Raw genomic sequence first — 25397 nt, 5'->3', positions numbered from 1 at the left:
TTAAGTTTATTGCACCACAATCGGAATATTCAGTACTTCAGTCGTCGTGCCTTCAATACCTGAACCGCTGATACCAGGGGTTGTGACGGTTACAATAAAGTTACCCGAATCTGCTTGATCGCCGCCTTTTAAGCTGACCACAAACTGACGACCACCATTATAGTTCGTGCTAGGCCAAGTATAACTTGCAGAACTTGTCACAGTCGCACCGGTTGCTTTAAAGCTCACGACTGTACCCGCAGGCATCTGTTGGTTATTCACATCAGAAATCGTAAATTGCACTGAAGCTGTGCCTTTGATGGCAATATCAATCTGACCATTACCAGCAAGATTATCGACGACGCCCACATTTGCAGCCTGTGTTGCATAGGCATCGCTGCCCGACATCACTAATACAAGTGACCGACGAACCGAAATAGAAGCCTGTGGACTACATTTCACGCCTGATACCGATGCATCACAGAGCACGCCACTATATTCACCATCTGCGTCATTAAACTCGCCCTGGCCCGTTGGGTTTACTGGATCGATAAAATCGGTGAAGGTTTCACGGGCACCCGAAGCATCAGTAGCTGTTGACGTTATATAGCTTGGCGTATAGATACCATCCTCGTTGTGGTCAACGAAAGCCTCACTCATATCATAACAATCACCGCTATTATCACGGCCACAGTCAGTACTGGTACCAACGAAACTATTGAACTCAGTTGCCGTATCGAGGATGTTGTTACTGTTTAAGTCAGGGAATGATTCTTCACCAATCGCCGTCGCGGTAATAGTGACGCGACCGCCATAGGGCTGACCGAAATAGTTCCCATAGTAAGTTTGGCTTGCTAAGTTAGTCTCAGCCTTAAGTGTTGCTTGTGGATCTTGAGTCTGAACACCCGATACATTAAATAATGGACCATTACTGTCGACCCCCACTGGGCGAGGTTGCTGGCTTGTCCAAACAACAGAACAAACACCATTCTGAGTTTGACATGAGCTGTCAATCGAACCACCTTCTGCAGTGAAAACTACCGCTGTACCATCAGGTACTGGGTTGTTAAAGGCATCGGCTAAGCGCGCTGTGATAGTCACTTGTGCACCGTCATATTGCCAACCTTCAACGTTTAAGACAGAGGCAGATAATGAGAAACTGTCTTGATCAGGCTTGCCAGTCGAAACGACCAACACACTAGACTGGCTTGAAATCACTGGATTTGTACCATCGATACTGGCTGTCACACGAACAGAAGTTGCCACTGTGCCAGAATTCACGACTGTTTGGACGATACCTTCATTATTGGATGTCGCATTTGAAGGGGTCAAACTTAATCCTGCTGATTGATTATTTAGCACAAAGCTGACCGCTTTATTTGCAACAGGGTTGCCATTGGTATCCAGTACTTTAAAACGTAGAGTTGATGACTCATCACTACCTGTACCCTTAATACCAATATTTTCAGGCGTTGCGTCGAGGAACACAATACTCCCCGCACTGGCTGATAATACTTTAATTGTGCCTGTTGCAGATAAGGTTTTTCCGCCAACATCAGCAGTCACAGTAATACTATCATCACCCACACAACCTTTAGCAAGATAGGTACTAGTTGCTTGACCGCCAACCGCAGTTACAGGGGTACTGAGTACGGCCTCAGGTGTTGCTTTGTTAGCACAGGTAGATGAAAACTTCACATCAACAGGTTCGGTAAAAGCAATACCATCACTATCCTGCAGCACAACTGAAACTGTCGCAGTACCACCTGCAGACAGCGTAGTTGCACTCACATCCGCTTTACCAGAGACAAAAGGAGTGCCACTTCCCATCAACACATTAGTTGCACCAACCACAAAAACTTGCTCACCAAACTCGCCAGTATTTAATGATGCCTTGGCGGTACCTGCACCTGGCGTGCTACCCGCGTATAAAGTGACACTCGCTTTGCCATTTGAATCTGTGATTGCTGTTTTAACAGGTAAGTCACCAATAGTACTTTCAAAGGTCACAATAGCTGCTTTGGTTAAACCAGTAACGGTTGCCGTTAGCACACCAGGTGTTGTTGAAGTAATAGAGTCTATGGGCGTACCAGATGAATCCGTTAGAACCAAGCTAACTTGAGCGCCGCCCGTGGCAGCACCGCCATCGCCTTTCATCACAAAGCCAATTTTACCCGACTCACCACTGTCAATTGTTGCAGTGACAGTCCCTGCACCTGCAATGGTGGCAGTATTTAGAATAATGGTCGCCTCACCATCGCTGTTGGTTAATGCTGTTGCCGCAGCAGGAGTAAATGACCCCATCGCGCTGTTACTTAAACTGAAGGTGACTAGCTCGCCTGCAAGTGGTCCCACGAGGGAATCAGTCACTTTGGCAGTCACTGTTGCGGGGCTAGCCGCAGCGATATCGGTATTAGAAATACTCAGTGTAACGCTAATAACACCGGTGTCTGTTGAATTTCCTGAACCGTCATCGGTGATATTTCCTCCACCACCACATGCGACCAAGAAAAGTGAAAACAATCCTGCAAGAAAAACCTTATACGCTGACTTCATTGTCAGGCTCCCTGTTACTCTGATGATATTACTAAGATTAACGCTTATAACTTATAGGCTAACATTACACAATTTTCACGTAACTTTTCCATCACTCTCTTATTTTATTTCATATTTTTTGTAGCGAGTTTAACGTTTCCACTCATTTAAACTTGCCCGATTTCTTGCTACGCTTGTTGCGCCAAATTTAGAATGTATAAAAAACAAACAGGAATCCCCATGGCAAGCTCATTAAAAAATAAACTCGGCCTCACCAGTAAAATTCTCCTAGGCATGGCCGCAGGGATTGTATTTGGACTGCTACTGCGTAATTTATTTCCCGAAAGCAACTTCGTTAAAGACTATATTACTGAAGGTTTTTTAAACGTTATAGGGACAATTTTTATCTCAAGTTTAAAAATGCTCGTAGTACCACTGGTATTTGTCTCATTAGTATGTGGTACCTGCTCATTAAGTGAACCATCAAAATTAGGGCGTCTAGGTGGTAAAACCTTAGCCTTTTATTTATTTACTACAGCAATCGCCTTAATTTTAGCCATTTTGACGGCAGTATTAGTTCACCCTGGCAGCGCCTCCTTGGCATCGGAAAATATGCAATATGTCGCCAAAGATGCCCCGAGTTTAGCGGAAGTAATTATTAATATTGTTCCCACCAACCCAATGAAGGCAATGACTGAAGGAAACATGCTGCAAATTATTATTTTTGCAGTAATTTTTGGCTTTGCAATTGCCCATATTGGTGAACGTGGTAAACGTGTAGCTGCACTTTTTGAAGACTTAAATGAAGTGATCATGCGCGTGGTAACCCTTATCATGCAATTAGCCCCCTACGGCGTTTTTGCCCTGATGGGTAAACTGGCACTTACCCTCGGGGTTGAAACCTTTGGCAGCGTAGTCAAATATTTCTTCGTTGTATTAGTGGTTTTACTGATCCATGCCTTTATCGTTTATCCAACACTGCTTAAATTATTCTCAGGTTTAAATCCGCTGATTTTCATTCGCAAAATGCGTGATGTGCAATTATTCGCATTTTCTACGGCAAGTTCTAACGCTACGCTGCCAATTACGATTGAAGCGTCTGAGCACAGATTAGGTGTCGATAATAAGATTGCATCATTTACCCTGCCATTAGGAGCGACCATTAATATGGACGGCACCGCAATCATGCAGGGTGTGGCAACCGTATTTATTGCTCAAGTCTTCGGCATTGAATTATCGATTACCGATTATGCCGCCGTGGTGGTGACCGCGACATTAGCCTCAATTGGTACTGCGGGTGTCCCAGGTGTGGGATTAATTATGCTTGCCATGGTACTTAATCAAGTGGGATTACCTGTTGAAGGTATTGCGTTAATTATTGGCGTTGACCGCCTACTGGATATGGTGCGCACGGCCGTTAACGTCACCGGTGATTGTGTGGCTACAGTGGTGATTGCAAAATCCGAAGGCGAATTTAATGAGGTGGTATTTAACAATACTCAAGCAGGTAAAGTTGCCAGAAATTTTGACGAACAAGTTCACCGCGCTGAAACATAATAAGCGTCATTAATATGATACTGAATTAATAAAAACGCCCAATTACTGGGCGTTTTTATTTATCCTTTTAGAAGGATAGCATTTATATTACGTTCAATATTTTCATCGAAACATTCGCAATTATTGAACCTTATTGCCTCTCAAAACGAGCAAATTGACTAAAACTGCTTATCGATTTCACACAAATACTGCCATTGGTCAGCCATGGTTAAGTTCAATAAAGGTATCATAAGGCGAAATTTGGCTCATTACGTACAATTTGCGTACACTGAGTGCAATCGACATAAAGGCAAGTAGATTATGAGAATTTTGGTTGTAGAAGATGATCTGATTTTATCCCATCACTTAAAAGTGCAACTGAGTGATTTGGGCAATCAAGTTCAGGTTGCCATGACGGCCAAAGAAGGTTTTTATCAAGCCACTAACTACCCTATCGATGTGGCGATCGTGGATTTAGGCTTACCCGATCAGGACGGTATTAGTCTTATCCAGCAACTGCGTGATGCGGGACAAAAAGCGCCGATTCTTATCCTGACAGCACGGGTTAATTGGCAAGATAAAGTCGAAGGACTCAATGCAGGCGCCGACGACTATTTAGTGAAACCATTCCAGAAAGAAGAACTGGTTGCCAGACTCGATGCCCTAGTACGTCGCAGTGCTGGCTTTGTGAAACCTGTCATCACCAGTGGTGAATTAAAGCTCGACCTTGCAGCTAAGCAGGTGACCCTCAATGATGATGTGATGGAAGTGACCGCCTTTGAGTACCTTATCCTTGAGTATCTGATGCGCCATTGCCACGAGGTTGTCGCAAAACAACGGCTGCTCGATGTCATTTATGGCGATAAAGAAGGCGATCCCAATACCATCGAAGTGATGGTCAGCCGCCTGCGTAAAAAACTCACCCGCGATGGCATTGATAATCCGATAGTCACTATTCGTGGTCAAGGATATAAATTTAATTTGCCATGCCACTAATTGCACCATGCCACTAAAACTTAGACTCAAGAAACGTCTGCTCACACGGATGTTTCTCACCTCGCTGTCAATTATCGCCCTCGTTGGTTTTGGCCTAGCGTGGATGGTAAATATTCTCCATGCACAAAACAGCTATAACGAAGAAACCGCCAAACTGATTGCTGAAATTCCCCAAGTTGCGGCAGAGCTTAGGGAACATGACCTGATCCCCGACACCAGCGAATGGCTTGAGGAAAACAATAAGCAGGCACGCTATATCATCGCCAGCTGTGATGAAAAATTTAAACAGGTCTGGACCTCTTCCCTTGCGGTCGACCGCGGGCTATTCGATACCTGCGAACGCTTCAACGAAATCCGTAACGAATCCCCCCCCTATTACCTCACCATGGCCGATGATAGAGGCTATTTCGTTTACCTGTTGGCGGTTGAAATTGCAGGTGAACATTACAATCTTTTGGTCATGAAGGACGCCGCTAAACTTGAGCAGGAATACAGCAAATTCAGTAAGCGCACCTATATTCGCTTGACCATGGTTTTGGCATTAGCGCTCGTGTTACTCATCAGCGCCGCTTACTGGGGAATGCGTCCTTTGGTGCGGATGCAGAACGAACTGCAATCCATTAACCAAGGCAAAACTAAGTCATTATCCGAGGGCTATCCGGTTGAACTTGAAGGTGTAACCCAAGCGCTTAACCAAATGTTACAGCAATCGAGCGCCCAGCAGCAGCGTTATCAAAATGCAATGAACGACCTTGCCCACAGCCTCAAAACCCGCCTCGCTGCGGTGCATGCCATCACAGATGACAGCAGCCTTAATAAACAGGCCAGTGATGAGAAAATCATGGAACAAATCAGTCAAATGGATCAGTTGGTTAAATATCAGCTGAAACGCGCCATGCTGGGACGCCAAGGTCTTAAACATGAGAAGACCTTGATCCTGCCAGTGGTTGAACCACTTGCCCAAATGCTCTTTAAGATTTACCGCGAAAAACAGGTGCAATTTGAATGTAAGATCGCCAGCGAGTTGCTATTTCCCGGTAACAAGGGCGATTTGATGGAGTTGTGCGGCAACCTAATGGAAAACGCCTTTAGATTGTGTATCAGTCGCGTCAGAATCACTGCCCAGCACAATGAACGTGGGGAGTTTGAATTAACAGTCGAAGACGATGGACCCGGGGTTGAAGAAAATCTACGCCAAAAGATTTTGCAGCGAGGAGTTCGTGCCGACACCCAATCTCCCGGACAGGGCATTGGACTGGCGGTGTGTGACGAGATTGTCAGTAGTTACGGCGGCACGCTGAGTATCGACGAAAGCCCACTCGAAGGAGCCTGCTTTAGGATCAGACTCCCAGTTTAAGCCCTTATAATTGCTTAACTTTGAACCGAGTATAACTGCTCTGCACGGTTAAACATCAGCCATGACGTTGCAATATACTTATCATTACTAATGGGCATATTGCCGCGGTGTGAGTGGGTAAATCCAGCAGGTGCAATCACCATAGTGCCCTTTTTCGGGCGGATTTTACGCTGCTGATAAAAAAATTCGGTCTCGCCTCCCTCCTCTACATCGTTCAAATAGAACATGTAAAGCACCACTCGGTGCAGCGCCTCGTTGTGGCCTGCCTGAGGAAATTGCTCCGAATGCCAGTGGGGGTAACCGCCCTTATTTTGCTGGTATTTTTGAATATTAATGGTGCCGCTACGGTACAGATATTTCACAATAGCCTGTGCCCTTGGCATCCCCAAACGTTGAAAATTATCGGGGACAAGTGTTACAGCTTTACCCTGCTCGTCAGCAACAGCCACCGAAACGGCTCCCATCAATGCCATTGAATATTTTGCAAAATAATCGGTTGCGCCCTTTAATGTATAGGAGAGCAGCTCATTACGAAGGGGATGCATATCCGCATGGAGGTCAATTGTGAGATCACGACTTACCTTTTTTTCAGGATCGACGCCATAACCCGTTTGGCCATCGACAACGCCAGCATGTTGATTAAACGCCTGCATCAAGCGGTCGCACAGGTCATCGGGAATGGCATTTGGGTATACTTCAATAAAGTCCATACTTTCTCAATCTACAGCTATTTCAACGTCGATATGCTGACATGTAAGTTAAGTAATTGTAAAGCTGCATCATTAATATAAAATAACCACCATGGCTTTTTGATAACAAAAATATGAAGAAAAGTTGTAAAGTGTCAGTCAGTCAATTACAGATCGGAAACTTTGTACGTTTGCCAGTCTCTTGGAAGGATCACCCCTTTCTATTCAGCAGCTTTTTGATTAAGCAGTCTGCACAAATTGAACTGATCAAAAACCTCGGTATTCAGTTTGTTATTGTCGATTTGGAACGCAGTGATACACCGCCATTAACCGCTGCAGCAATCAACCCTCTAACGCAGCCTGCCAGTGCTGAAATCAATCAACTGAAAAAGGATATGGACGACTATAAGGCGGAACAAATCGAAGTCCAGAAAAAGCTTCGCCGTGATATCCACAAAACCGAGCAAAATTTTAATCGCTCTATCGCGATGATGCGAAACCTCATCGCCAAGTTGAGAAGTCGCCCCTTAAACGCGGTTGATGACGCGAAAGACTTAGTCAATAGCATTGTCGATCAGCTATTAACCTCAGATAACTTAGTGTTGCACTTAATGAGTGATGCTAAGCAGGATGAGGGAATTTATTATCACTCTTTAAACGTGTCGATTTTGGCCATGCTACTTGCAAAAGAATTTGGTTGGAATCGCAGTGAAATTGAACTTATTGGTTTAAGTGCGCTATTCCATGATGTTGGCAAATTAAAAATTCCTTCGCAAATCCTTAAAAAAACTACGGCTTGGACGGCACCTGAACTGAACTTTATAAAACAGCATTCACTCTTAAGCGTTGAACTGTTGAAGTTAGCCGAAAACTTTCCCCAAGAGGCGCTGCGCATTATTACCCAGCACCATGAATTTCTTGATGGCAGCGGCTATCCCAAGGGACTCTCTGAACAAGAGCTTGATAAGGTATCGCAATTATTAGCTGTTGTGAATGAATACGACTCACTCTGTTACCCGAGTAACCAAAGTAAACCGCGTATGCCTTATATCGCTCTAGGCTACTTATATAAGCATTACAAGACTAAATTGAATCAGGAATACGTCGGACAAATAGTAAAAATGCTGGGGATCTATCCACCGGGCAGTGTGGTCGAACTGTCGAGTGGCCAATATGCAATGGTGATGTCGGTCAATTTGAACAAATTACTTTGCCCTAAAATCATGGTCTACGATGCCATGATCCCTAAGGACCAAGCGCCAATTGTCGATTTAGAGCATGAAGGGATCAGCATTGTACGCTGCCTACCGCCCTCTGCATTACCCGAAAAAGTTCACGAATACTTAAATCCACGGGAGCGGGTCAGTTATTACTTTGGCAACGACAGCCGTAAATAGCCAACTGCGTTCAGTCGCCCATAAAAAAGCCGGATTAAATCCGGCTTTTTTATGGTGGTTAATTCTTAGTTAGAGCCAATGTTTACGCTTAAAGAAGAAGTAAGTGCCCGCGGCACTCGCTAACATCATTAATATTGCCATCGGGTAACCGTATTGCCATTCAAGCTCTGGCATGCTGCTAAAGTTCATCCCATAACTGCTGGCAATTAACGTAGGCGGTAGAAACACCACTGCGGCAACCGAGAAGATTTTGATGATCCGGTTTTGCTGCAAACCACTGAAACCCATGGCCGCATCCAGCAAAAAGTTTAATTTATCGAAAATAAACTGACTGTGGGGCATCAAGGATTCGATGTCTGACAACATTTCCCTTAGGTCTTTTAAATGCTCATCTGACAATTGCCCGCGGTAGTAGCGCTGCATATAACGCAGCGAACGCTGGGTATCGAGCAGACTCAAACGAATTTTACCGTTCGAGTCTTCCTGTAAGGTAATGAGTTTAAACACATCATCGAGCTCTTCACTGTCGAATACCTGCTCACCCACATTTTCGAGCACGGTATAGACATCCTCAATAAGGTCGGACAAATAATCTACCTTGAGATTAAACAGCGCGAGGAACAATTCCTGCGGGGTTGAAACCTCTAAACGCCCTAAACGCAGGTAGTTACGCAGCAAACGAATAAGACCCACATCCTCTTCACGGATAGTGAGCAAAAAATTACTACGTAAGTTAAAGGAGACGTTCACGCCGCGCACATCCTGCCCCACGCGCTGTGGGAACAGGGAATTAATATGCAGGCCATCGCTGTTTTGATAAAAACGCGCCGACGCCTCAATCTCATTGATATCTTCTTCGTCGGGGACTTCTTCAACGGAGAAATGACTTAACCATTCACGCTCTGCATCATCGGGTTTATAGAGATCTAACCAAATGGTCGAGGCAGGAATACTGTCATGTAGGTTGATTTCGGTCATCGTAAGCTGACGATTTTCATAGACATAGGCAGTAATCATTTATCCTCCTGAAAAAAACTTAAGCGAAAAAGCCACTTAAGTGCAGGCTTAAAAATTGTCGCTAGTTTACCGCAATCAATAACAATGAAAAGGCGAGCCAAGCTAAATTACTAAAATAAATGTCGGTTTATAGCTCAGTATTGGCGTGATCAGAGCAGTACGAAATGCGATTTACCACCTTGGTCAACTTACGTCTGCTCAAGCTATTTCTAGAACAACTTTACTGATGTCGTTTAAAAAGGCTCAAAGAGCTTCGCCATCCGCTGGATCTGATTAAGGGGAACTTGGTGCTGATTGCGCTCAGCGCACTGACGCTGGTGCGCCATATCAAGTGGATTACCAATGAGCATCATTCGTACCTGGTAACTAAGCGCTTTGGCCGCCGCCACATAAGCCATGTATTCCCAACCACAGATATTGGTATTATCGCAGATAACGATGGGCTCATTACGACCAAGTGCTTGAATAAATGCACTAAGATTACGCTGATGGTATTCGGGCAACTTTTTGGCATCAAAACGGTATTCCCCATCCTGATAAAAATAGCTATCAGTTGAGAAAATACCATGTTGTTTTAACCTGATGGCTTGCTCGAGCGGTAAACCTTGAATAAATTGGGTTATCCAATGGGATTTACCGCTCCCAGGTAGGCCGCGCATGATAATCGCAAGGCCTTGACTCATGATGCCGCCAAATCTGTTCCGACGACATTCCCCGATAAAATTACCTCCACCAGCTTAGGCACAATATCCCCCGCCTTGCCGGTTAAATGATATTGGAATTGACTGTGTCTATCGGCGGGCATTAGGTTCACTTCTACCGTTTGTTTACCGTGGTGATTAACAATATCGACAAAACCTGCGGCCGGATAAACCGTCCCCGAGGTGCCAATAGCAATAAACAAATCACAGTTGTCTAGTGCTTGATGAATTTTGTCCATGCCCAAGGGCATTTCACCAAACCACACCACATGTGGACGTAGACGCTGCGCAGGAATACAACAAGTACAGCAATTATTGGGCCCATAGGGCTCCCGCAGAGTAAAGGTTTGTTGGGAACGCGGGCAACGACCCTTTGTCAGTTCACCATGCATATGTAACAAGCGCTTTGAACCAGCTCGCTCATGGAGGTTATCAATATTCTGGGTAACCACTAACAACTGCCCAGGAAATTCCGCCTCTAATTTCGCTAACGCGACATGGGCAGCATTAGGTTCCACCGAGCCACTATTCAATTGCTGCCACCGACTGTTATAAAAACGCTCAACTAATTCGGCATCTTTTGCATAACCCTCCGGTGTCGCCACATCCTCAATATGATGCTCTTCCCACAGACCATCTTGATCGCGAAAGGTCCGTAATCCCGACTCGGCCGAAATCCCAGCCCCTGTTAATACCACAATATGCTGGTACATACTGTATCCCTTGTTTTTAATTATTGGTCTATTGTCACGAATTTTACCCTTCGTGAACATTATTCCTTTGTATAACCATACAAATACTATGCTTGAATTGCCGTAATTTATTGCAATTGCGCACTAAATAACACAATTTATCTGCATATAGTTCCATAAAGCATGATCAAAGGTTTCAGTTTTTAAACTGACCCCCTATAATGGCACTCACTATCCACGGATGAACCTATTGGTTCTGCAATCAAGAGATTAGCAATGACAGATGGAAATCAAGCGCTAAAAAAAGCCGGTTTGAAAATTACTCTGCCGCGAGTCAAGATCCTCGAACTGATGCAAGGACCTGAAAACCAACATATCAGCGCAGAAGATTTATATAAAAAACTGCTCGATTTGGGTGAAGAAATTGGTCTAGCGACAGTTTACCGTGTGTTAAACCAGTTTGATGATGCAGGTATTGTGACGCGCCACCATTTCGAAAGTGGCAAAGCCGTATTTGAGTTATCAACTCAGCACCATCACGATCACTTAGTGTGCCTCTCCTGCGGCAAAGTGATTGAGTTTTCAGATGAAGTTATCGAACGTCGCCAAGACGAAATTGCCATGAAGCACAATATCAAGCTGACTAACCACAGCTTATATCTTTATGGCCATTGCACTAATGAAAGTTGTGACCATAACGACGAATAACCTCAAATTGCATCTTGTTTGATGCTCACACCTTAATTAAAAACCAGCCTCGGCTGGTTTTTTACTGCTACACTTCTATCGCTGATAAATGCTTAGCGTATACATTAACCCTGTGGCCCATAAACTCATTCTGCTCACGCCATTGCATCCCCACCCGTTTGGCCACCATCTCAGAGCCAATATTCCCCTCTAAAATCAGTGCAATGGTTTTATTTATCCCAAACTTTGGGAAAGCTTTTAATGCGGCCTCAGCGGCTTCCGTTGCAATCCCTTGGCGCCAATACTCAGGGAAATAACGATAACCTATTTCCACTTCGTTGTATTCGGGAATAAATTTAGGGCCGCAGAAACCAATCACCTTATCATCGGCTTTGTGCACTACCGCCCAACGCCCAAAACCGTGCTGTTTATAATCCTGCTGGATAACTTGATGAAATATTTCCATCGCCTGCTCAGTGGATGTCAACGGCGCCATCGGAATATAGGTCAGCATTTCAGGGATGCTGTTCATCATAAACAGCGCATCTACATCCTCCTCACAAAAGGGGCGTAAAATCAGTCGTTCGGTTTGGGTGATCATTGCTATTATCCTTGGTGGAGCCGCCGCTTATTGACTAAGGTGCAATAACATGAGGCATTAGGTCCTGCTACGCCATTAGCTTAAAATCGTTAGCTTATTAATACTAAACAGTTTTTATTGAAATAACACCTCAAGATTACTGGGCCTTACTCACGCTGTATGACCCTGCTTCAGTATTATGCCTGCCACTCCTTACCCTCTTGTTAGCCTTTGTTGGGGAAGAACAATCGACTAGGCCCGTTTTGGGTTAACACGATTCTTTAGCCAACGCATATACGATGCGCTGTCGAATGCCCTCGCTGCGACGCAATATTAAACTCACTGGCAATCGGAGACTACTTAACAACAGGTAACTGCGTCCACTGGGTGGTATAACTCGGTGACAGATGTTCGCGCTTCATACCCCAAGTTTGAGCGATCCCTTGACCAGCAAAACTAATTTTGCCTAAACCACTGTGATTCACCCTATCGAGTAATTGCATCAGCTCCTTACTCTTTGGCCTCGATGCCACCCCGTCAAAGAGCTCCAATTGGTATACTCCTGGAGCATAAAAATCGCCGAGCATTACCCCAGCCTTAGCATAGGCATGACCTTCCCGCCATACACCTTGTAATAACGACTGCCCTAAGGCGATAAAGTCACGGGTATCATCGCTAGGCCGGACAAGGCTAGCTGTCAATGTTTTACTGTACTGCGGTGTGTTATCACTAAAGGGGCTGGTACGAATAAACACCGACATCGCCTTAGCATATTGCCGTTCGAGCCGTAATTTCTCACAGGCTCGATAGGTATATTCATTGATCGCCTGCTGCATGTCGGTGAACTCAAAGATTCGTTCACCAAAGGAGCGAGAGCTGATAATTTGCTGCTTAGTTGCCGCCTCAGGCTGTACATCCGCACAGGCAATACCATTTAATTCCCGCACCGTTCGTTCAACCGTCACCGAAAAAGTATCACGGATTAATTTGGGATGGGCATCGGCTAATTGCAGTGCAGTGTTTATCCCCAACGCCGCCAGCCGTTTTGACAGTCGCCGACCAATACCCCATACCTCCTCCACAGGTACCAACGCCATTAATCGACGTTGCCGCGCACTATCACGAAGATCGACCACGCCCTGTGTCGCGGGATATATTTTTGCGGCGTGATTTGCCAATTTCGCCAGAGTTTTTGTCGGCGCAATTCCAACACAAACCGTTATCCCAATCCACTTTTGAATACGACTACGGATCTCCAATGCAAGCTTCGGCACGCTAAGGCACTTGTCCAAATGTGCCATATCCAAAAACGCCTCATCGATGGAATAGACTTCGACTTGGGGCACCATTTGCTCGAGTGTGGTCATCACCCTCGCCGAGATATCCGCATAGAGGGCATAATTGGAGGAAAAAACAGCCACACTATGTTGCTCTAACAAAGAGCGCACTTGAAAAGCTGGCACTCCCATTTTAATGCCCAGTTGTTTCGCCTCTGCCGATCGCGCCACGATACAACCGTCGTTATTTGACAGTACAACGATAGGACGGCCAATCAGATCAGGCCTGAACATGCGCTCACAACTGGCGTAAAAATTATTGCAATCCACATGGGCGAAGAGCTGTGGTTTCATCGCAATTTTTTCACCACATTGGTCACCACCCCAAAGAGGCTCAGTTCAGACTCATCGTGGAGCATTATTGGTGAAAAGGCACCGTTACACGGATTCAGCTGTACTCGAGGATGGAGCTGCAATTGTTTAACGGTAAATTCGCCATTAATAGCCGCCACAACGATGTCACCATGGATGGCATCTAAGGAGCGATCCACCACCAGCACATCACCGTTGAAAATGCCCGCCTCAATCATCGACTCGCCCAGTACCCGTACGAAAAAAGTTGCAGCAGGGTGCTTGATGCACAGCTCGTTCAGATCAAGAGTTTGTTCAATATAATCCTGTGCAGGGGAAGGAAAACCCGCCGCCACTAAAGAGTTAAACAGTGGCAACTCAAGCCTAGTTTGCCCTTGGAAATCACCTAAGAATATTATCATGGTAAAAATCAACTATACTGTACATAAATACAGTATAGTTGATTTTTACCATGACGTGAACGTGTAAAAGAACTCCTAGTGATGTTGAGACGATAGATTATCGAGAAGTGCCTCCATACTCTCTTCTAGCAGATCAAGCACCCGCTCAAATCCTTGAGGGCCACCGTAATAGGGATCAGGAACTTCAGTCACACTGGCGTTCCCATAGGAAAGCATAAGTTGTAACTTATGCTGGTATTCACTTGGGCAGCGTTTACGCAATTCTGAAAGATTATGATTATCCGCAGCGAGGATAAGATCAAAGTGCTCAAAATCGGTATCTATGACCTGTCTAGCGCGCATGCCATTAAAGTTAAAACCGCGCTTTTTACCGGCTGCCATTGTGCGGCTATCGGGCGCATTACCTTGGTGATAATCGATAGTGCCTGCCGAATCGACTTCGATATCTAAGCGACGCGCAATAATTTTGGCGCGGCATACGGCCTCCGCAGTTGGCGAGCGGCAGATATTGCCCATACACACCATTAAAATTCGTCTTACAGGTTGATTTTTCATCGCCTAAACCTCGTTATTTTGTCACTACGGTAACTTGGCCAAAGGCGGGGGAAACACACTTCTTCACCTCGAAGTGATAACCATAGGGTTCCTTTTTTGCCTCAGTTATTTCCAGTATTTCATAATCATTGAGTTCAACCACAACTGAGTTTGGCAATTTCTCACAGCGGCTGCGCCCATCGGCTTCAAATTTATAGGCAAAGGAAGCTATCAAGCTGCGAATGCCGGTGTAATAGTTATGGCCGATGGCTTTAAGGGCTTGGCTGTCCTTTGAATCCGTTAAGGATTTTGAGGCTGAATGGTTAATTGCAGCTTGTTCGTTCATACCTGCTGCGTCATTTAGCTGGGCTTGTTTAGCCGCTTGCCGTTGATTAGACCAATCCGTTAGCCAATTTTCGCTGTCACTAATAATGATAAGGTTCGCCAGCAAAACCACTGAGAGTATTAATCGCACTAATGCGGTCGTCACCACAAAACGTTTTTTAGATCCCTGTTGGGAGGACTCTATACCTAGCAATTTAAGGCAAACATGGAAAAACAAGTAACCAGGGATGAATAACTGCAGCAGTAATAGGGCAATGATCGAAATCCCCACAAACCAAATAGGCAGATACAACAAAATCGCGAAGTTATGGGTATAGGACAAGTGTGAAGCGGAAACGCCAGTGATCTCATTCACCACACTGCCACTTGCTGCGAGGGCAAAATTGGCAATAACGGCATAAAACAACAGGAAAATCGCTTTACCCGCGAGGGAATGCCAAGCCACTGCAAATTTAGGCCAAAATTCGAGAATAAGTGCCAAAGCGGTAATCGTTGCCGCCAGCCAGACGTCATCTTGAAATATGATTAATGCTGATAGCGCCAAGAAGTAGTAACGCTGGGCCAATGACAGACTAAGGATAAATTGCCGTAACACCCTCAGCCTGTGTTTAATCACAGAGCCAATGGCGGCAGGATGAGTCAAGCCTTGAAAGGCATTACTGAGGCGATGACGCAGAGTAGCCAAGGTGTGCTCCATTAATTGTCGTCGTAATATCAATACGATAGCAAGGAATATCACATCTCGCTACGGGATTAGCCCCCTAAAACTGAGTTTCAAATTAAGGCGTAATCGGTACCTCATCACCTTGAGCTTCACTGTGAAGATCGCTGCGGATCCGTAAAAAACTCGCAAAACGCGGCAAACCATTTACGGTAAGACCGAGATATTTATAGGTTACAACGCTGCCGATTGCAGGGGGATGCTGCCTTTGCGCAACACTAAAACCAGTGCCTATGCTAAATATCCGTCCGTCAGCTGTTTTCACCTTCAGTGCCCCCATCTGCCCACTGAATTGGCCCTTTCCCTCAACATAACCAATAACCTCTGCCTCAGCATCTAAATAGCGTTTTAATTTCATGAGATGTGGGGTTCGGCCGACCTGATAAAGCGATGACTTTTTGTGGAGCATCACGCCCTCACCGCCCGCTTCGACCACCTCATTGAGTGTGTGATACAACGCATCAATGCTAGGTAAGGTCAACTGTTCAATCACCTGAATATAGGTTGAATCGTCGTTAACCAGTTGTAATGCTTGCTGATACCTTGAGGCAAAGTCCCCCTCGGCCTTGGGTAAATCAAACACCATAAAATGCACTTGACGCCAATCCTCATCCTTGGATTGAAATTGTCTGACGAGTGAGGAAATGGCCTCAAACTGACCTCGGCCAATCCAAAGCTCCCCATCCAAGGGCACAGGCGGAAAATCAGCAGTAAACCAGCTCGGCGCCGCGATCAAATATCCTTGGCGGGTATATAAACGCGTGCCATCCCAATAGCCACGAACACCATCGAGTTTCTCACTCACAAGATAGTCATCGATATGATAAACATCCTCGGCATTAAACACAGTCGCTAATTGAATTTGCGGTGCCATTTTAGTGGCTGCAGCTAGAGATGTGGCGTAAACCGCGGATAAAAGCACAAAAACCGTGACAACAGTGAATAGCCAATCCCTTATATGCCAGATGCAACATTGAATAAAAAGAGTCATTCCCTTGCCTCCTTCGCGTAGTGCTTAGCACCAAGCTTAGTCCCCACCTACCGATGTTGCGAGCTATGTTGCGAGCGATGTAAAGGACTTCAACGACGTGAGCACCCAGTAGATGGCCCGATTACAATCTCGGAGCTGGCTATTTATGCCAAGACTATATCGGGCTATACTGCGACCATTTTTGTATACGTATCGAAATAAAAACGCTATTTCATCATTGATTCAAATAGGAAATATCCTAAGAACTCACGTAAAACTCAATGGAATTATTATGAAACCCGCCAATAATCACGGTATCAAACGCATCTTCAGAGCAACGGGCTTTTCAATGAAGGGATTAAAATCGGCCTGGGTACATGAAGCCGCTTTCAGACAAGAGCTCATCCTTGCACTATTAATGCTTCCGATTGCACTTTTCGTGGATATCAGCACCATGGAACGCTTAATGCTGATCCTAACCCTATTTATTGTACTTATTGTTGAACTACTCAACTCCGCGATTGAGGCGGTAGTCGACAGGGTTGGCAGTGAAATTCATCCCTTAAGCGGTCAGGCGAAGGATATTGCCTCGGCGGCGGTGTTTATGAGTTTAACCCTATGCGGACTAACCTGGCTAATCGTGCTACTCCCACACCTATTTTAAGCAGTTGATGTAGCCTATGAATTGCAACGCCATTAGCTAAACACTAAAGGCGTTTTTGTATGAATTACAGACTTTTTTTATCGGTCAAAAATCGAATCGCCTGCTGAATTTGCTCTAATCTGTCGTTCTCGGCCCAATAGGCCACATACACGCTGCGGGAAATGGCGCTCGCCCCATTGACTAAATGTAACTGGCCATCCCTCAATAGTCCCTGTACTTGATGCTCAGGTAAAAATGCACACCCCCCATTATTCAAAATAAAGTCTAAGGCAATTCGGGCGGAGCTTGTATGCAGGGTTGGCACTGGCAATGCGGCATATTCCTGGGCATGAATAATGTTAAAAGCCGTGCCCCAATCGACCTTAACATATTGCCCTGGCGCTATACTGGCGGCGCTTAGATTAGCGGTACTTGAGACCAGCAATAAATTGATTTGCCCAAGTTGCACTAACTCAAATTGATCGAGTTTGGGAGGGTCAAACGAAATTGCTAAATCCAGGGTTCTGTCCATTAGTTGTCGGGTCATTACCGTTAATGGCAACACTTCGGTGCGAAGCGCCACCCCAGGTAACCCCACGTGCAAATGCTGTAAATGCCCCTGTAAATAGGCATCCCAAATATTAGGGCCTGCACCAATGGCAAGTTGCGTCGATTGTAGCTGGCTTAGGGATACGTCCTGTTTCGCCCGTTCCCAAGCCGTCAACACAGCTTCAGCATGGCCCAGCATGCGTTCACCCGCGGGAGTAGGCTGAATATTATTACGTTGTCGTTCAAATAGAGCGACGCCTAAAATGCCCTCAAGCTGTTTGACCCGAAAGCTTACAGCACTGCGGGTAAGGTACAGGTTTTCGGCGGCTTTACCAAAATGACGGGTACGGGAGACTTCAAGAAAGGTCTTTAGTAGATCGGTGTCCATAAAAATTCTTGACCAACATTGGCAAATTTTTTTGATTTATAAATCAATAATACTAGCCAATACTCCAGTTGCAAATCTTTGTATATCAAAAACTAGAAGGTCACTGCCATGTCTGAACAGTCATTTTCAAACGCGAACAAAACAGCAGAGTTATTAAACGGCCCAGTGTCGAGTTTTGCGTCCAATAAACGATTTTACGACGATGCCAATTTCCCCAAAGGTTTTAAACGCAGCGGCGACTTTACCAGTAGAGAAGCCGAACTCCTCGAAATGCATGGCCATGCCATGAAAAACCTCGCCGAAGGTAAGATCCTTCCCGTCAGTGCCGACGAGGCGCAATTTGTCGAAGTCATCAAAGGAAATATCGCTCCTAGTAGCATGTTGGAGCAGATCTGGTTAAAGTACCGCAGGCTCGCGCTAGGCAAACCCTTTTATGCCGTGGTGGGTACGGTACATTTACCGCCCGCGAAACCCGCCGAAGTCGAGCCCGAAGCGGCATTCGATGATGTTGATGTGGATGTCGAGATTGATGAAGAAGTTCAGGATGAGTCTGAACCCGAGGATAAATGATGAAAACTAAGGTTTGCGATTAAATGCGTGGTTGGATTTTATATAAAGAAACCGCGACTCAGCTAAAACCTGAATTGTATGAGATTGAACGTCTGTTAGCTGCTGCCAAAGCCGATAACATCGAGCTTGAGGTGTATGCGCCCGATGAGTTCGATCTCACCGTGACCCGTGAAGACAACAAAAGTATTCTGCTAAATGGTCAACCCGTTGAATTACCAGATTTTATTATTCCACGCATGGGCTCTGGTACCACCTATTTTGCCCTTGCGATTATTCGCCATTTAGAAAGATTAGGGGTCTATTGCCTCAATCCATCCAAGGCTATTGAGATTGTCAAAGACAAACTCTTTTCCCAACAATTGTTGGCTGAAAAGAATTTGCCCACACCTAAAACCATGCTGGTGAAATTCCCAGTCGACATCGAATTAGTCGAACGTCACTTAGGTTTTCCGGTGGTAATTAAAACCCTGTCGGGTTCCCAAGGGAGCGGCGTGTTTTTATCCCATAAGGCCCGAGAATTCGATGACTTAATGCAATTAATTGAGGCGACTAATAAAAACGCTAACATTATTCTGCAGGAGTTTATCGCTAACAGCCATGGCCGTGATTTACGGGTGTTCACTATTGGTGGTCGTGTCGCTGGCTGTTATGAACGCCGCGGACAGGAAGACAGCTTTAAGGCCAATGTCAGTGCGGGTGGTTCGGCGCGTCCATTTGAAATCACTCCCGAAATCGAGTGGCTTGCCACCCAAACCGCGAACATTTTGGACTTGGATGTCGCAGGTATCGATCTGTTGTTTGATAACGGTCACTATAAGATTTGTGAGGCTAACTCCTCACCAGGGTTTGAAGGCCTAGAATCTTGCCTAAACGTGGATATTGCCGCGCAAATTTTGCACTTTATCCGCATCCGTCTAGGGATGTTCAATAAGGATGAACCAAGTGCTGCAACGGCACGCACAGAGATTGAGCCAGCTGTTAACGCGAAGTAATCTCTCCTGCGGCTAACACTATGTTAGCCGCATTTATATCACCACTTAACCCACTGCTTACTCGTTTCATCCCAGTATATGGCGTTTTTAGCCTACAGACTGCGGGAAAAATACTAACGCTAAACCTAAGTAAACCACTCCTATCAACGGTTTTGCCTTTATTACGGAACCTGATAAGGTGCTGTGATTAAGCCCCCAAACTACCCGGCTATTCCCTACTATCGCAGCCATTATTGTTTTAAATCATAAAAAACTCATTTTTTTAAACAATTAATTCACAATCTGAAATATGCTGTTACACTCCAATTGACCTTCAGTAAAACCACCTTGAAATTTATTTAGACCCTATGTAATCGCAGGAAACAATAAAAACAGCTTGGAGTGACTTTGAATTTCTTACGCCCTATTTCACTGGCTAACACGCTGGCATTCGCAATATTGCTAAGCAGCAATGTCAAGGCAGGCGATCTGAGCATCGAGCTGGGTGGATTTTATTCGCAGTCTGATACCAATATGCAGGTCACTAATCCTTCCAGTGGAAACACCTTTACCCTAGATTACGAAACCGATTTGCAATTGGCAGAGAATGAGTTTTTACCCTTTTTTGAAGTCAATTATCACTTCTCTGAACGGCACAATGTTTACTTCGACTGGAAACAATTACACCGCAATGCCGAAACGTTAGCCCTAACAAAGCCCTTCCAAATTGAAATCAACGATACCATCTACGATATCAAGGCGGGGGGAAAGTTAAACTCAACCTTAAACATTGATATTCTGCGCTTAGGTTATGGTTATGATGCACTTCAAGGCAGCAATTACAATGTGGGCGTTTCCATTGGTTTACATACTATGTTTATCAAAACCGGATTTGAGGGCGTGATTGGCGTTTGCTCTGCATCTAATCTCGTAAACAATGTCTGCTCAAGCCAAGCGATTCCACAGATTATCGATGAAAATGTCACTGCGCCACTGCCAGACTTTGGACTGTACGCGAATTATGAATTCACGCCAGGTTGGAAGCTGACAAGCCACGCCCAATACTTTTACATCAAGCTCAATGATGTCAAAGGCGAGTTAGTGGATGTAAAGTTAGGCCTCGAAGCGCAAATAACCCCAGCTTGGCACATGAGCGTCGCCTACAACTACTACAAAGTCGATGTGGATATCGCCCAAAACTCGCCGGAAAAAGACACTCAAATTGCCGATTACAACATCTATTACAGTTTTATCGGCCCTATGCTATCGGTGAGTTTCTCCTTTTAAATATTAACCCACTACGTTTAGCCAAATTGGCGTACTGTAATGGGTAACACCAACACTCACTACCCACACTCAGAATCACTGCAATTAACACCTTAATTGGGCAGTTATTGCCTGATAAAAAGAAATACTTGATGGATGTTAGGTGCGCTTTTCAATCGCTTATCCATTTTGTATCTTAAGTACTGGATTAATATCACTGTGCTTAGTACCCGCACTCGCATGTCGCACAACATAAAGGAGTCTTAAGTGCACGAACCCTATGATAATGACAATGTCTTCGCCAAAATCCTTCGCCAAGAAATCCCCTCCATCAAAGTTTACGAAGATGAACATACACTGGCATTTATGGATGTGATGCCGCAGATTGATGGCCATGTTTTAGTGATCCCAAAGGAGCACGCGGCCACGATATTTGAACTGTCAGACACCGCTGCCCTTGCCTGCATGCGCACAGTGAAAAAGGTCGGAAAAGCGGTACAGGCTGCGATGGATGCGCCAGGGATCACCACCTTTCAACAAAATGGCAAAGGGATTGGCCAAACCGTGCCGCATTTTCATATCCATGTGTTACCCGGCTCATTACAGAATCTTCGCGGGCATGCGGTGCAATTTGCCGATCCAGAAGTGTTAAAAGCCTTTGCGGCAAAGATCATTTCCCATTTAGATTAAGCACTATCAATACGTTCACGCAGGGGAAACAACAGAGCAATTTAGACATTCAACTTACTGGTTTACTAAGTTGCCTACAGAGAAAAGTGCATAAATATCAACAACAAAAAAGGCGCCCTAGGGCGCCTTTTTTACACAAGGTTAGATTACCAACCTGTTTTTTCACGCAGTGCTTTACCGATATCAGCTAAAGAGCGAACAGTTGTTACGCCAGCAGCTTCTAATGCAGCAAATTTGTCAGCAGCAGTACCTTTACCGCCAGCGATGATCGCACCAGCGTGACCCATGCGCTTACCAGCAGGTGCAGTTACACCAGCGATGTAAGAAACAACAGGCTTAGTCACGTTTGCTTTGATGTAAGCAGCCGCTTCTTCTTCAGCAGTACCACCGATTTCACCGATCATCACGATGGCTTCAGTCTGTGGATCGTTTTGGAACATTTCCAATACGTCGATGAAGTTAGTACCTGGGATTGGGTCACCACCAATACCTACGCAAGTAGATTGGCCGAAACCTTCGTCAGTGGTTTGCTTAACCGCTTCATAGGTCAGCGTACCTGAACGAGAAACGATACCCACTTTACCTTTTAAGTGGATGTGACCTGGCATGATACCAATCTTACATTCACCTGGGGTGATAACACCTGGGCAGTTAGGACCGATCATGCGAACGCCAGTTTCTTCTAGCTTCACTTTCACTTCCAGCATATCCAGTGTTGGGATACCTTCAGTGATACAAACGATCAGCTCAATACCACCGTCGATTGCTTCAAGGATTGCATCTTTACAAAATGGTGCTGGAACGTAGATAACAGAAGCAGTCGCGCCAGTTGCAGCAACAGCGTCTTTCACAGTGTTGAACACTGGCAGACCTAAGTGCTCAGTGCCGCCTTTACCTGGAGATACACCACCAACCATTTGCGTACCGTAATCGATAGCTTGTTGAGAGTGGAAAGTACCTTGACCACCGGTAAAGCCTTGGCAAATTACCTTGGTATCTTTGTTAATTAATACAGACATTATTTGCCCTCCGCAGCTTTAACTACTTGCTCAGCCGCATCAGTCAGACTGTTAGCTGCAATGATATCAAGACCTGATTTAGCTAATACTTCACGGCCTAATTCAGCGTTAGTACCTTCTAAACGAACAACAACTGGAACCTTAACGCCAACTTCTTTAACAGCGCCAATGATACCTTCTGCGATCATGTCACAACGTACGATACCACCGAAGATGTTAACCAGAACGGCTTTAACATTGCTGTCAGACAGAATGATCTTGAATGCTTCAGCAACACGTTCTTTCGTCGCGCCACCACCTACGTCGAGGAAGTTAGCTGGCTTGCCGCCGTGCAGGTTAACGATGTCCATAGTACCCATCGCAAGGCCAGCACCGTTCACCATACAGCCAACGTTACCATCTAAAGCAACGTAGTTCAGTTCGAACATTGCTGCGTGAGCTTCACGGGCGTCATCTTGAGATGGATCGTGCATTGCTTTGATCTTTGGTTGACGGAACAGTGCGTTACCATCGATACCAATTTTACCGTCTAAGCAGTGCAGGTTACCTTCAGTGGTGATAACCAGCGGGTTGATTTCTAATAGAGCGAAATCGTGATCAACGAACATGTTCGCCAGACCCATGAAGATCTTAGTGAATTGCTTCATTTGAGTTGGGTTTAAGCCCAGTTTGAAGCCAAGATCACGTGCTTGGTATGGTTGAGGACCTGTCAGCGGATCGATGATCGCTTTGTGGATGAGTTCTGGCGTTTCTTCAGCCACTTTCTCAATCTCAACACCACCTTCAGTTGACGCCATGAACACTACACGACGGGTAGCGCGGTCAACGACTGCACCTAAGTACAGTTCATTAGCGATGTCGGTGCAGCTTTCTACTAAAATTTTAGCAACCGGCTGACCTTTCTCATCTGTTTGATAAGTAACCAGGTTTTTACCTAACCAGTGTTCAGCAAAAGCTCTGATTTCTTCTTTATCGCCAGTAACTTTAACGCCACCCGCTTTACCGCGGCCGCCTGCGTGTACTTGACACTTAACAACCCATAAATTTCCGCCAATACGACCCGCTGCTTCTACTGCTTCTTGAGCTGTATCACAAGCAAAGCCTTCTGACACTGGTAAACCATATTCGGCAAATAGAGATTTTGCCTGATACTCATGCAAATTCATGATGATCTATCCGTAAACTTCTAATCAAATCCAACTGGCCCTGTTATTAAGGCCAGTCACGAGGGTATGTCTTGCTATTGTCTTAAACCAGACTCGCGATGACCGAACTTTATCGGTCACCTATCGAGCTAGATTACAGATCCAGCAGCAGACGAGTTGGGTCTTCTAAGAAGTCTTTAATCGCAACTAAGAAGCCAACAGACTCACGGCCATCGATAATACGATGGTCATATGAGAGTGCTAGGTACATCATGGGCAGGATTTCAACCTGACCATTGACTGCCATTGGGCGGTCTTTGATGGCGTGCATGCCTAAGATCGCGCTTTGTGGCAGGTTCAGGATAGGTGTTGACATTAAAGAGCCAAACACACCACCGTTAGTGACTGTGAAGTTACCGCCAGTCATGTCGGCAACAGTCAGCTTGCCATCACGGCCTTTGATAGCCAGATCGCGCACTGCTTTTTCGATGTCAGCCAGGCTCATGGTATCGGTGTCACGCAGCACTGGCGTTACCAGACCACGTGGAGTCGAAACCGCGATGCTCACGTCGAAGTAATTGTGGTAAACGATATCGTCACCGTCGATAGACGCGTTAACTTCAGGGAAGCGTTTCAGGGCTTCAGTCACGGCTTTCACGTAGAAAGACATGAAACCTAAACGGATACCGTGGCGCTTTTCAAAGATATCTTGGTATTGCTTACGGATATCCATGATTGGTTTCATGTTCACTTCGTTGAACGTGGTGAGCATCGCGGTAGAGTTTTTCGCTTCGAGCAGACGGTTAGCGATAGTCTTACGTAAACGTGTCATTGGAACACGCTTCTCGCTACGACCTGCAGCTAAAGGTTGTACTGCTGGCGCTGCTGCGGCAGCTGGTGCTGCTTTTGGTGCAGACTTGATGAAGGCTTCAACGTCTTCTTTGGTCAGACGACCACCCACACCGGTGCCTTTGATTTTGCTGGCATCTAAGTTGTGCTCAGCCAGTAAACGACGTACTGATGGGCTTAACGCATCGTTAGACTCGTCAGTCGTAGCGGCAGCCGGCGCTGCAGCTTCGGCTTGTGCTTTAGTCACTTCTTGACCAGAAACCGCTCCGGCGATGAACTTAGCAATCACTTGCTCGCCCAGCACTGTGTCACCTTCTTGGAACAGGAACTCGCCGATGTGACCATCTTCTGGTGCAACAACTTCAAGAACAACTTTATCAGTTTCAATATCAACCAGATTTTGATCACGAGAAACTGGCTCACCCACTTTCACGTGCCAAGTGGCGATAGTTGCGTCGGCAACAGATTCTGGCAGTACGGGTACCTTGATTTCGATACTCATGAAAAACGATCCTTTTTAT

At 45.5% G+C, this 25397-nt stretch carries 25 protein-coding genes; 10 read left to right on the top strand and 15 right to left on the bottom strand.

Going from position 1 to position 25397, the window contains the following annotated elements; all coding sequences use genetic code 11:
- Nucleotides 1-6: 6 nt before the first annotated feature.
- Nucleotides 7-2535, bottom strand: coding sequence for an Ig-like domain-containing protein (locus K0H61_RS07465; RefSeq protein ID WP_220052057.1), 2529 nt, complete (start codon nucleotides 2533-2535; stop codon nucleotides 7-9).
- Between the two features lie 219 nt (nucleotides 2536-2754).
- Here K0H61_RS07465 and K0H61_RS07460 point away from each other — a divergent pair, with 219 nt between their 5' ends.
- From K0H61_RS07460 to K0H61_RS07450, 3 genes are all read left to right on the top strand, one after another.
- A complete protein-coding gene (locus K0H61_RS07460; RefSeq protein WP_220052056.1) occupies nucleotides 2755-4071 on the top strand; it encodes a dicarboxylate/amino acid:cation symporter in 1317 nt (438 codons plus the stop codon).
- 300 nt (nucleotides 4072-4371) lie between these two features.
- On the top strand, nucleotides 4372-5046 hold the full coding sequence (locus tag K0H61_RS07455; RefSeq protein WP_220052055.1) for a response regulator: 675 nt from the start codon (nucleotides 4372-4374) through the stop codon (nucleotides 5044-5046).
- 7 nt (nucleotides 5047-5053) lie between these two features.
- Nucleotides 5054-6403 carry an ATP-binding protein gene (locus K0H61_RS07450; RefSeq protein ID WP_220052054.1) on the top strand — a complete coding sequence of 450 codons (1350 nt, stop codon included), beginning with the start codon at nucleotides 5054-5056 and terminating at the stop codon, nucleotides 6401-6403.
- A 14-nt stretch (nucleotides 6404-6417) separates the two neighbouring features.
- Here the strand turns inward: K0H61_RS07450 and K0H61_RS07445 are convergent, their stop codons facing one another.
- Nucleotides 6418-7113, bottom strand: coding sequence for a 2OG-Fe(II) oxygenase (locus tag K0H61_RS07445; protein ID WP_220052053.1), 696 nt, complete (start codon nucleotides 7111-7113; stop codon nucleotides 6418-6420).
- 113 nt (nucleotides 7114-7226) lie between these two features.
- Between K0H61_RS07445 and K0H61_RS07440 the strand changes: the two genes are divergently transcribed.
- The gene (locus tag K0H61_RS07440) at nucleotides 7227-8489 is read left to right on the top strand and encodes an HD-GYP domain-containing protein (protein WP_220052052.1); all 1263 of its coding nucleotides are present in this window, start codon (nucleotides 7227-7229) and stop codon (nucleotides 8487-8489) included.
- A gap of 69 nt (nucleotides 8490-8558) precedes the next feature.
- On the opposite strand, the gene corA is transcribed toward K0H61_RS07440, so the two are convergent.
- The 3 genes from corA to cobB all read right to left on the bottom strand — a co-directional run bounded on the left by corA (nucleotide 8559) and on the right by cobB (nucleotide 10920).
- On the bottom strand, nucleotides 8559-9506 hold the full coding sequence (gene corA / locus K0H61_RS07435) for a magnesium/cobalt transporter CorA (RefSeq protein WP_220052051.1): 948 nt from the start codon (nucleotides 9504-9506) through the stop codon (nucleotides 8559-8561).
- Between the two features lie 233 nt (nucleotides 9507-9739).
- Entirely contained in the window at nucleotides 9740-10189 is a 450-nt protein-coding gene (locus K0H61_RS07430; RefSeq protein ID WP_220052050.1) for an ATP-binding protein, read from the bottom strand.
- A complete protein-coding gene (gene cobB, locus K0H61_RS07425) occupies nucleotides 10186-10920 on the bottom strand; it encodes a Sir2 family NAD+-dependent deacetylase (RefSeq protein ID WP_220052049.1) in 735 nt (244 codons plus the stop codon). Before cobB ends, K0H61_RS07430 begins: the two co-directional genes overlap by 4 nt.
- Before the next feature lie 255 nt (nucleotides 10921-11175).
- Between cobB and fur the strand changes: the two genes are divergently transcribed.
- A complete protein-coding gene (gene fur / locus K0H61_RS07420) occupies nucleotides 11176-11607 on the top strand; it encodes a ferric iron uptake transcriptional regulator (RefSeq protein ID WP_220052048.1) in 432 nt (143 codons plus the stop codon).
- Between the two features lie 67 nt (nucleotides 11608-11674).
- On the opposite strand, the gene K0H61_RS07415 is transcribed toward fur, so the two are convergent.
- The 6 genes from K0H61_RS07415 to K0H61_RS07390 form a co-directional block, all read right to left on the bottom strand.
- Nucleotides 11675-12187, bottom strand: a complete 513-nt coding sequence (locus tag K0H61_RS07415) for a GNAT family N-acetyltransferase (RefSeq protein WP_220052047.1) — start codon at nucleotides 12185-12187, stop codon at nucleotides 11675-11677.
- Between the two features lie 335 nt (nucleotides 12188-12522).
- On the bottom strand, nucleotides 12523-13797 hold the full coding sequence (gene umuC, locus K0H61_RS07410; protein ID WP_220052046.1) for a translesion error-prone DNA polymerase V subunit UmuC: 1275 nt from the start codon (nucleotides 13795-13797) through the stop codon (nucleotides 12523-12525).
- Nucleotides 13794-14216, bottom strand: coding sequence for a translesion error-prone DNA polymerase V autoproteolytic subunit (gene umuD, locus K0H61_RS07405; RefSeq protein ID WP_220052045.1), 423 nt, complete (start codon nucleotides 14214-14216; stop codon nucleotides 13794-13796). Before umuD ends, umuC begins: the two co-directional genes overlap by 4 nt.
- 75 nt (nucleotides 14217-14291) lie before the next feature.
- A complete protein-coding gene (locus tag K0H61_RS07400) occupies nucleotides 14292-14771 on the bottom strand; it encodes a low molecular weight protein-tyrosine-phosphatase (RefSeq protein WP_220052044.1) in 480 nt (159 codons plus the stop codon).
- A gap of 13 nt (nucleotides 14772-14784) precedes the next feature.
- Nucleotides 14785-15780 (bottom strand): hypothetical protein, encoded by a 996-nt coding sequence (locus tag K0H61_RS07395; protein WP_258406026.1) that lies wholly within the window; start codon nucleotides 15778-15780, stop codon nucleotides 14785-14787.
- A gap of 94 nt (nucleotides 15781-15874) precedes the next feature.
- A complete protein-coding gene (locus tag K0H61_RS07390) occupies nucleotides 15875-16807 on the bottom strand; it encodes a DNA ligase (RefSeq protein ID WP_220052043.1) in 933 nt (310 codons plus the stop codon).
- 271 nt (nucleotides 16808-17078) lie between these two features.
- Here K0H61_RS07390 and K0H61_RS07385 point away from each other — a divergent pair, with 271 nt between their 5' ends.
- Entirely contained in the window at nucleotides 17079-17450 is a 372-nt protein-coding gene (locus tag K0H61_RS07385) for a diacylglycerol kinase (RefSeq protein WP_220052042.1), read from the top strand.
- Between the two features lie 64 nt (nucleotides 17451-17514).
- Here the strand turns inward: K0H61_RS07385 and hdfR are convergent, their stop codons facing one another.
- Nucleotides 17515-18366, bottom strand: coding sequence for an HTH-type transcriptional regulator HdfR (gene hdfR, locus K0H61_RS07380; RefSeq protein WP_220052041.1), 852 nt, complete (start codon nucleotides 18364-18366; stop codon nucleotides 17515-17517).
- Nucleotides 18367-18474: 108 nt separating this feature from the next.
- Here hdfR and K0H61_RS07375 point away from each other — a divergent pair, with 108 nt between their 5' ends.
- From K0H61_RS07375 to K0H61_RS07360, 4 genes are all read left to right on the top strand, one after another.
- Nucleotides 18475-18936, top strand: a complete 462-nt coding sequence (locus K0H61_RS07375; RefSeq protein ID WP_220052040.1) for a MaoP family protein — start codon at nucleotides 18475-18477, stop codon at nucleotides 18934-18936.
- Nucleotides 18937-18959: 23 nt separating this feature from the next.
- Nucleotides 18960-19928 carry an ATP-grasp domain-containing protein gene (locus K0H61_RS07370; RefSeq protein WP_220052039.1) on the top strand — a complete coding sequence of 323 codons (969 nt, stop codon included), beginning with the start codon at nucleotides 18960-18962 and terminating at the stop codon, nucleotides 19926-19928.
- A gap of 387 nt (nucleotides 19929-20315) precedes the next feature.
- Complete coding sequence (locus K0H61_RS07365; RefSeq protein WP_258406025.1) at nucleotides 20316-21194, top strand: DUF481 domain-containing protein; 879 nt, start codon at nucleotides 20316-20318, stop codon at nucleotides 21192-21194.
- A 246-nt stretch (nucleotides 21195-21440) separates the two neighbouring features.
- Nucleotides 21441-21863 (top strand): HIT family protein, encoded by a 423-nt coding sequence (locus tag K0H61_RS07360; protein WP_220052038.1) that lies wholly within the window; start codon nucleotides 21441-21443, stop codon nucleotides 21861-21863.
- A 146-nt stretch (nucleotides 21864-22009) separates the two neighbouring features.
- Here the strand turns inward: K0H61_RS07360 and sucD are convergent, their stop codons facing one another.
- The 3 genes from sucD to odhB all read right to left on the bottom strand — a co-directional run bounded on the left by sucD (nucleotide 22010) and on the right by odhB (nucleotide 25378).
- Nucleotides 22010-22882, bottom strand: coding sequence for a succinate--CoA ligase subunit alpha (gene sucD / locus K0H61_RS07355; RefSeq protein WP_220052037.1), 873 nt, complete (start codon nucleotides 22880-22882; stop codon nucleotides 22010-22012).
- Nucleotides 22882-24048 carry an ADP-forming succinate--CoA ligase subunit beta gene (gene sucC, locus K0H61_RS07350; RefSeq protein ID WP_220052036.1) on the bottom strand — a complete coding sequence of 389 codons (1167 nt, stop codon included), beginning with the start codon at nucleotides 24046-24048 and terminating at the stop codon, nucleotides 22882-22884. The genes sucD and sucC overlap by 1 nt, the downstream gene beginning before the upstream one ends.
- A gap of 133 nt (nucleotides 24049-24181) precedes the next feature.
- Entirely contained in the window at nucleotides 24182-25378 is a 1197-nt protein-coding gene (gene odhB / locus K0H61_RS07345) for a 2-oxoglutarate dehydrogenase complex dihydrolipoyllysine-residue succinyltransferase (RefSeq protein WP_220052035.1), read from the bottom strand.
- Nucleotides 25379-25397 lie beyond the last annotated feature (19 nt).

The organism is Shewanella acanthi (assembly GCF_019457475.1).
GTDB lineage: Bacteria > Pseudomonadota > Gammaproteobacteria > Enterobacterales > Shewanellaceae > Shewanella > Shewanella acanthi.
Note: the sequence above shows the minus strand (reverse complement) of the source record. Positions and strands in the feature narration are given on the sequence as shown.

Bases quoted from the DNA above. Each gene is read 5' to 3' on its own strand.
- K0H61_RS07465 (WP_220052057.1), bottom strand. From the start codon at position 2,535: ATGAAGTCAGCGTATAAGGTTTTTCTTGCAGGATTGTTTTCACTTTTC.
- K0H61_RS07460 (WP_220052056.1), top strand. From the start codon at position 2,755: ATGGCAAGCTCATTAAAAAATAAACTCGGCCTCACCAGTAAAATTCTC.
- K0H61_RS07455 (WP_220052055.1), top strand. From the start codon at position 4,372: ATGAGAATTTTGGTTGTAGAAGATGATCTGATTTTATCCCATCACTTA.
- K0H61_RS07450 (WP_220052054.1), top strand. From the start codon at position 5,054: ATGCCACTAAAACTTAGACTCAAGAAACGTCTGCTCACACGGATGTTT.
- K0H61_RS07445 (WP_220052053.1), bottom strand. From the start codon at position 7,113: ATGGACTTTATTGAAGTATACCCAAATGCCATTCCCGATGACCTGTGC.
- K0H61_RS07440 (WP_220052052.1), top strand. From the start codon at position 7,227: ATGAAGAAAAGTTGTAAAGTGTCAGTCAGTCAATTACAGATCGGAAAC.
- corA (WP_220052051.1), bottom strand. From the start codon at position 9,506: ATGATTACTGCCTATGTCTATGAAAATCGTCAGCTTACGATGACCGAA.
- K0H61_RS07430 (WP_220052050.1), bottom strand. From the start codon at position 10,189: ATGAGTCAAGGCCTTGCGATTATCATGCGCGGCCTACCTGGGAGCGGT.
- cobB (WP_220052049.1), bottom strand. From the start codon at position 10,920: ATGTACCAGCATATTGTGGTATTAACAGGGGCTGGGATTTCGGCCGAG.
- fur (WP_220052048.1), top strand. From the start codon at position 11,176: ATGACAGATGGAAATCAAGCGCTAAAAAAAGCCGGTTTGAAAATTACT.
- K0H61_RS07415 (WP_220052047.1), bottom strand. From the start codon at position 12,187: ATGATCACCCAAACCGAACGACTGATTTTACGCCCCTTTTGTGAGGAG.
- umuC (WP_220052046.1), bottom strand. From the start codon at position 13,797: ATGAAACCACAGCTCTTCGCCCATGTGGATTGCAATAATTTTTACGCC.
- umuD (WP_220052045.1), bottom strand. From the start codon at position 14,216: ATGATAATATTCTTAGGTGATTTCCAAGGGCAAACTAGGCTTGAGTTG.
- K0H61_RS07400 (WP_220052044.1), bottom strand. From the start codon at position 14,771: ATGAAAAATCAACCTGTAAGACGAATTTTAATGGTGTGTATGGGCAAT.
- K0H61_RS07390 (WP_220052043.1), bottom strand. From the start codon at position 16,807: ATGACTCTTTTTATTCAATGTTGCATCTGGCATATAAGGGATTGGCTA.
- K0H61_RS07385 (WP_220052042.1), top strand. From the start codon at position 17,079: ATGAAACCCGCCAATAATCACGGTATCAAACGCATCTTCAGAGCAACG.
- hdfR (WP_220052041.1), bottom strand. From the start codon at position 18,366: ATGGACACCGATCTACTAAAGACCTTTCTTGAAGTCTCCCGTACCCGT.
- K0H61_RS07375 (WP_220052040.1), top strand. From the start codon at position 18,475: ATGTCTGAACAGTCATTTTCAAACGCGAACAAAACAGCAGAGTTATTA.
- K0H61_RS07370 (WP_220052039.1), top strand. From the start codon at position 18,960: ATGCGTGGTTGGATTTTATATAAAGAAACCGCGACTCAGCTAAAACCT.
- sucD (WP_220052037.1), bottom strand. From the start codon at position 22,882: ATGTCTGTATTAATTAACAAAGATACCAAGGTAATTTGCCAAGGCTTT.
- sucC (WP_220052036.1), bottom strand. From the start codon at position 24,048: ATGAATTTGCATGAGTATCAGGCAAAATCTCTATTTGCCGAATATGGT.
- odhB (WP_220052035.1), bottom strand. From the start codon at position 25,378: ATGAGTATCGAAATCAAGGTACCCGTACTGCCAGAATCTGTTGCCGAC.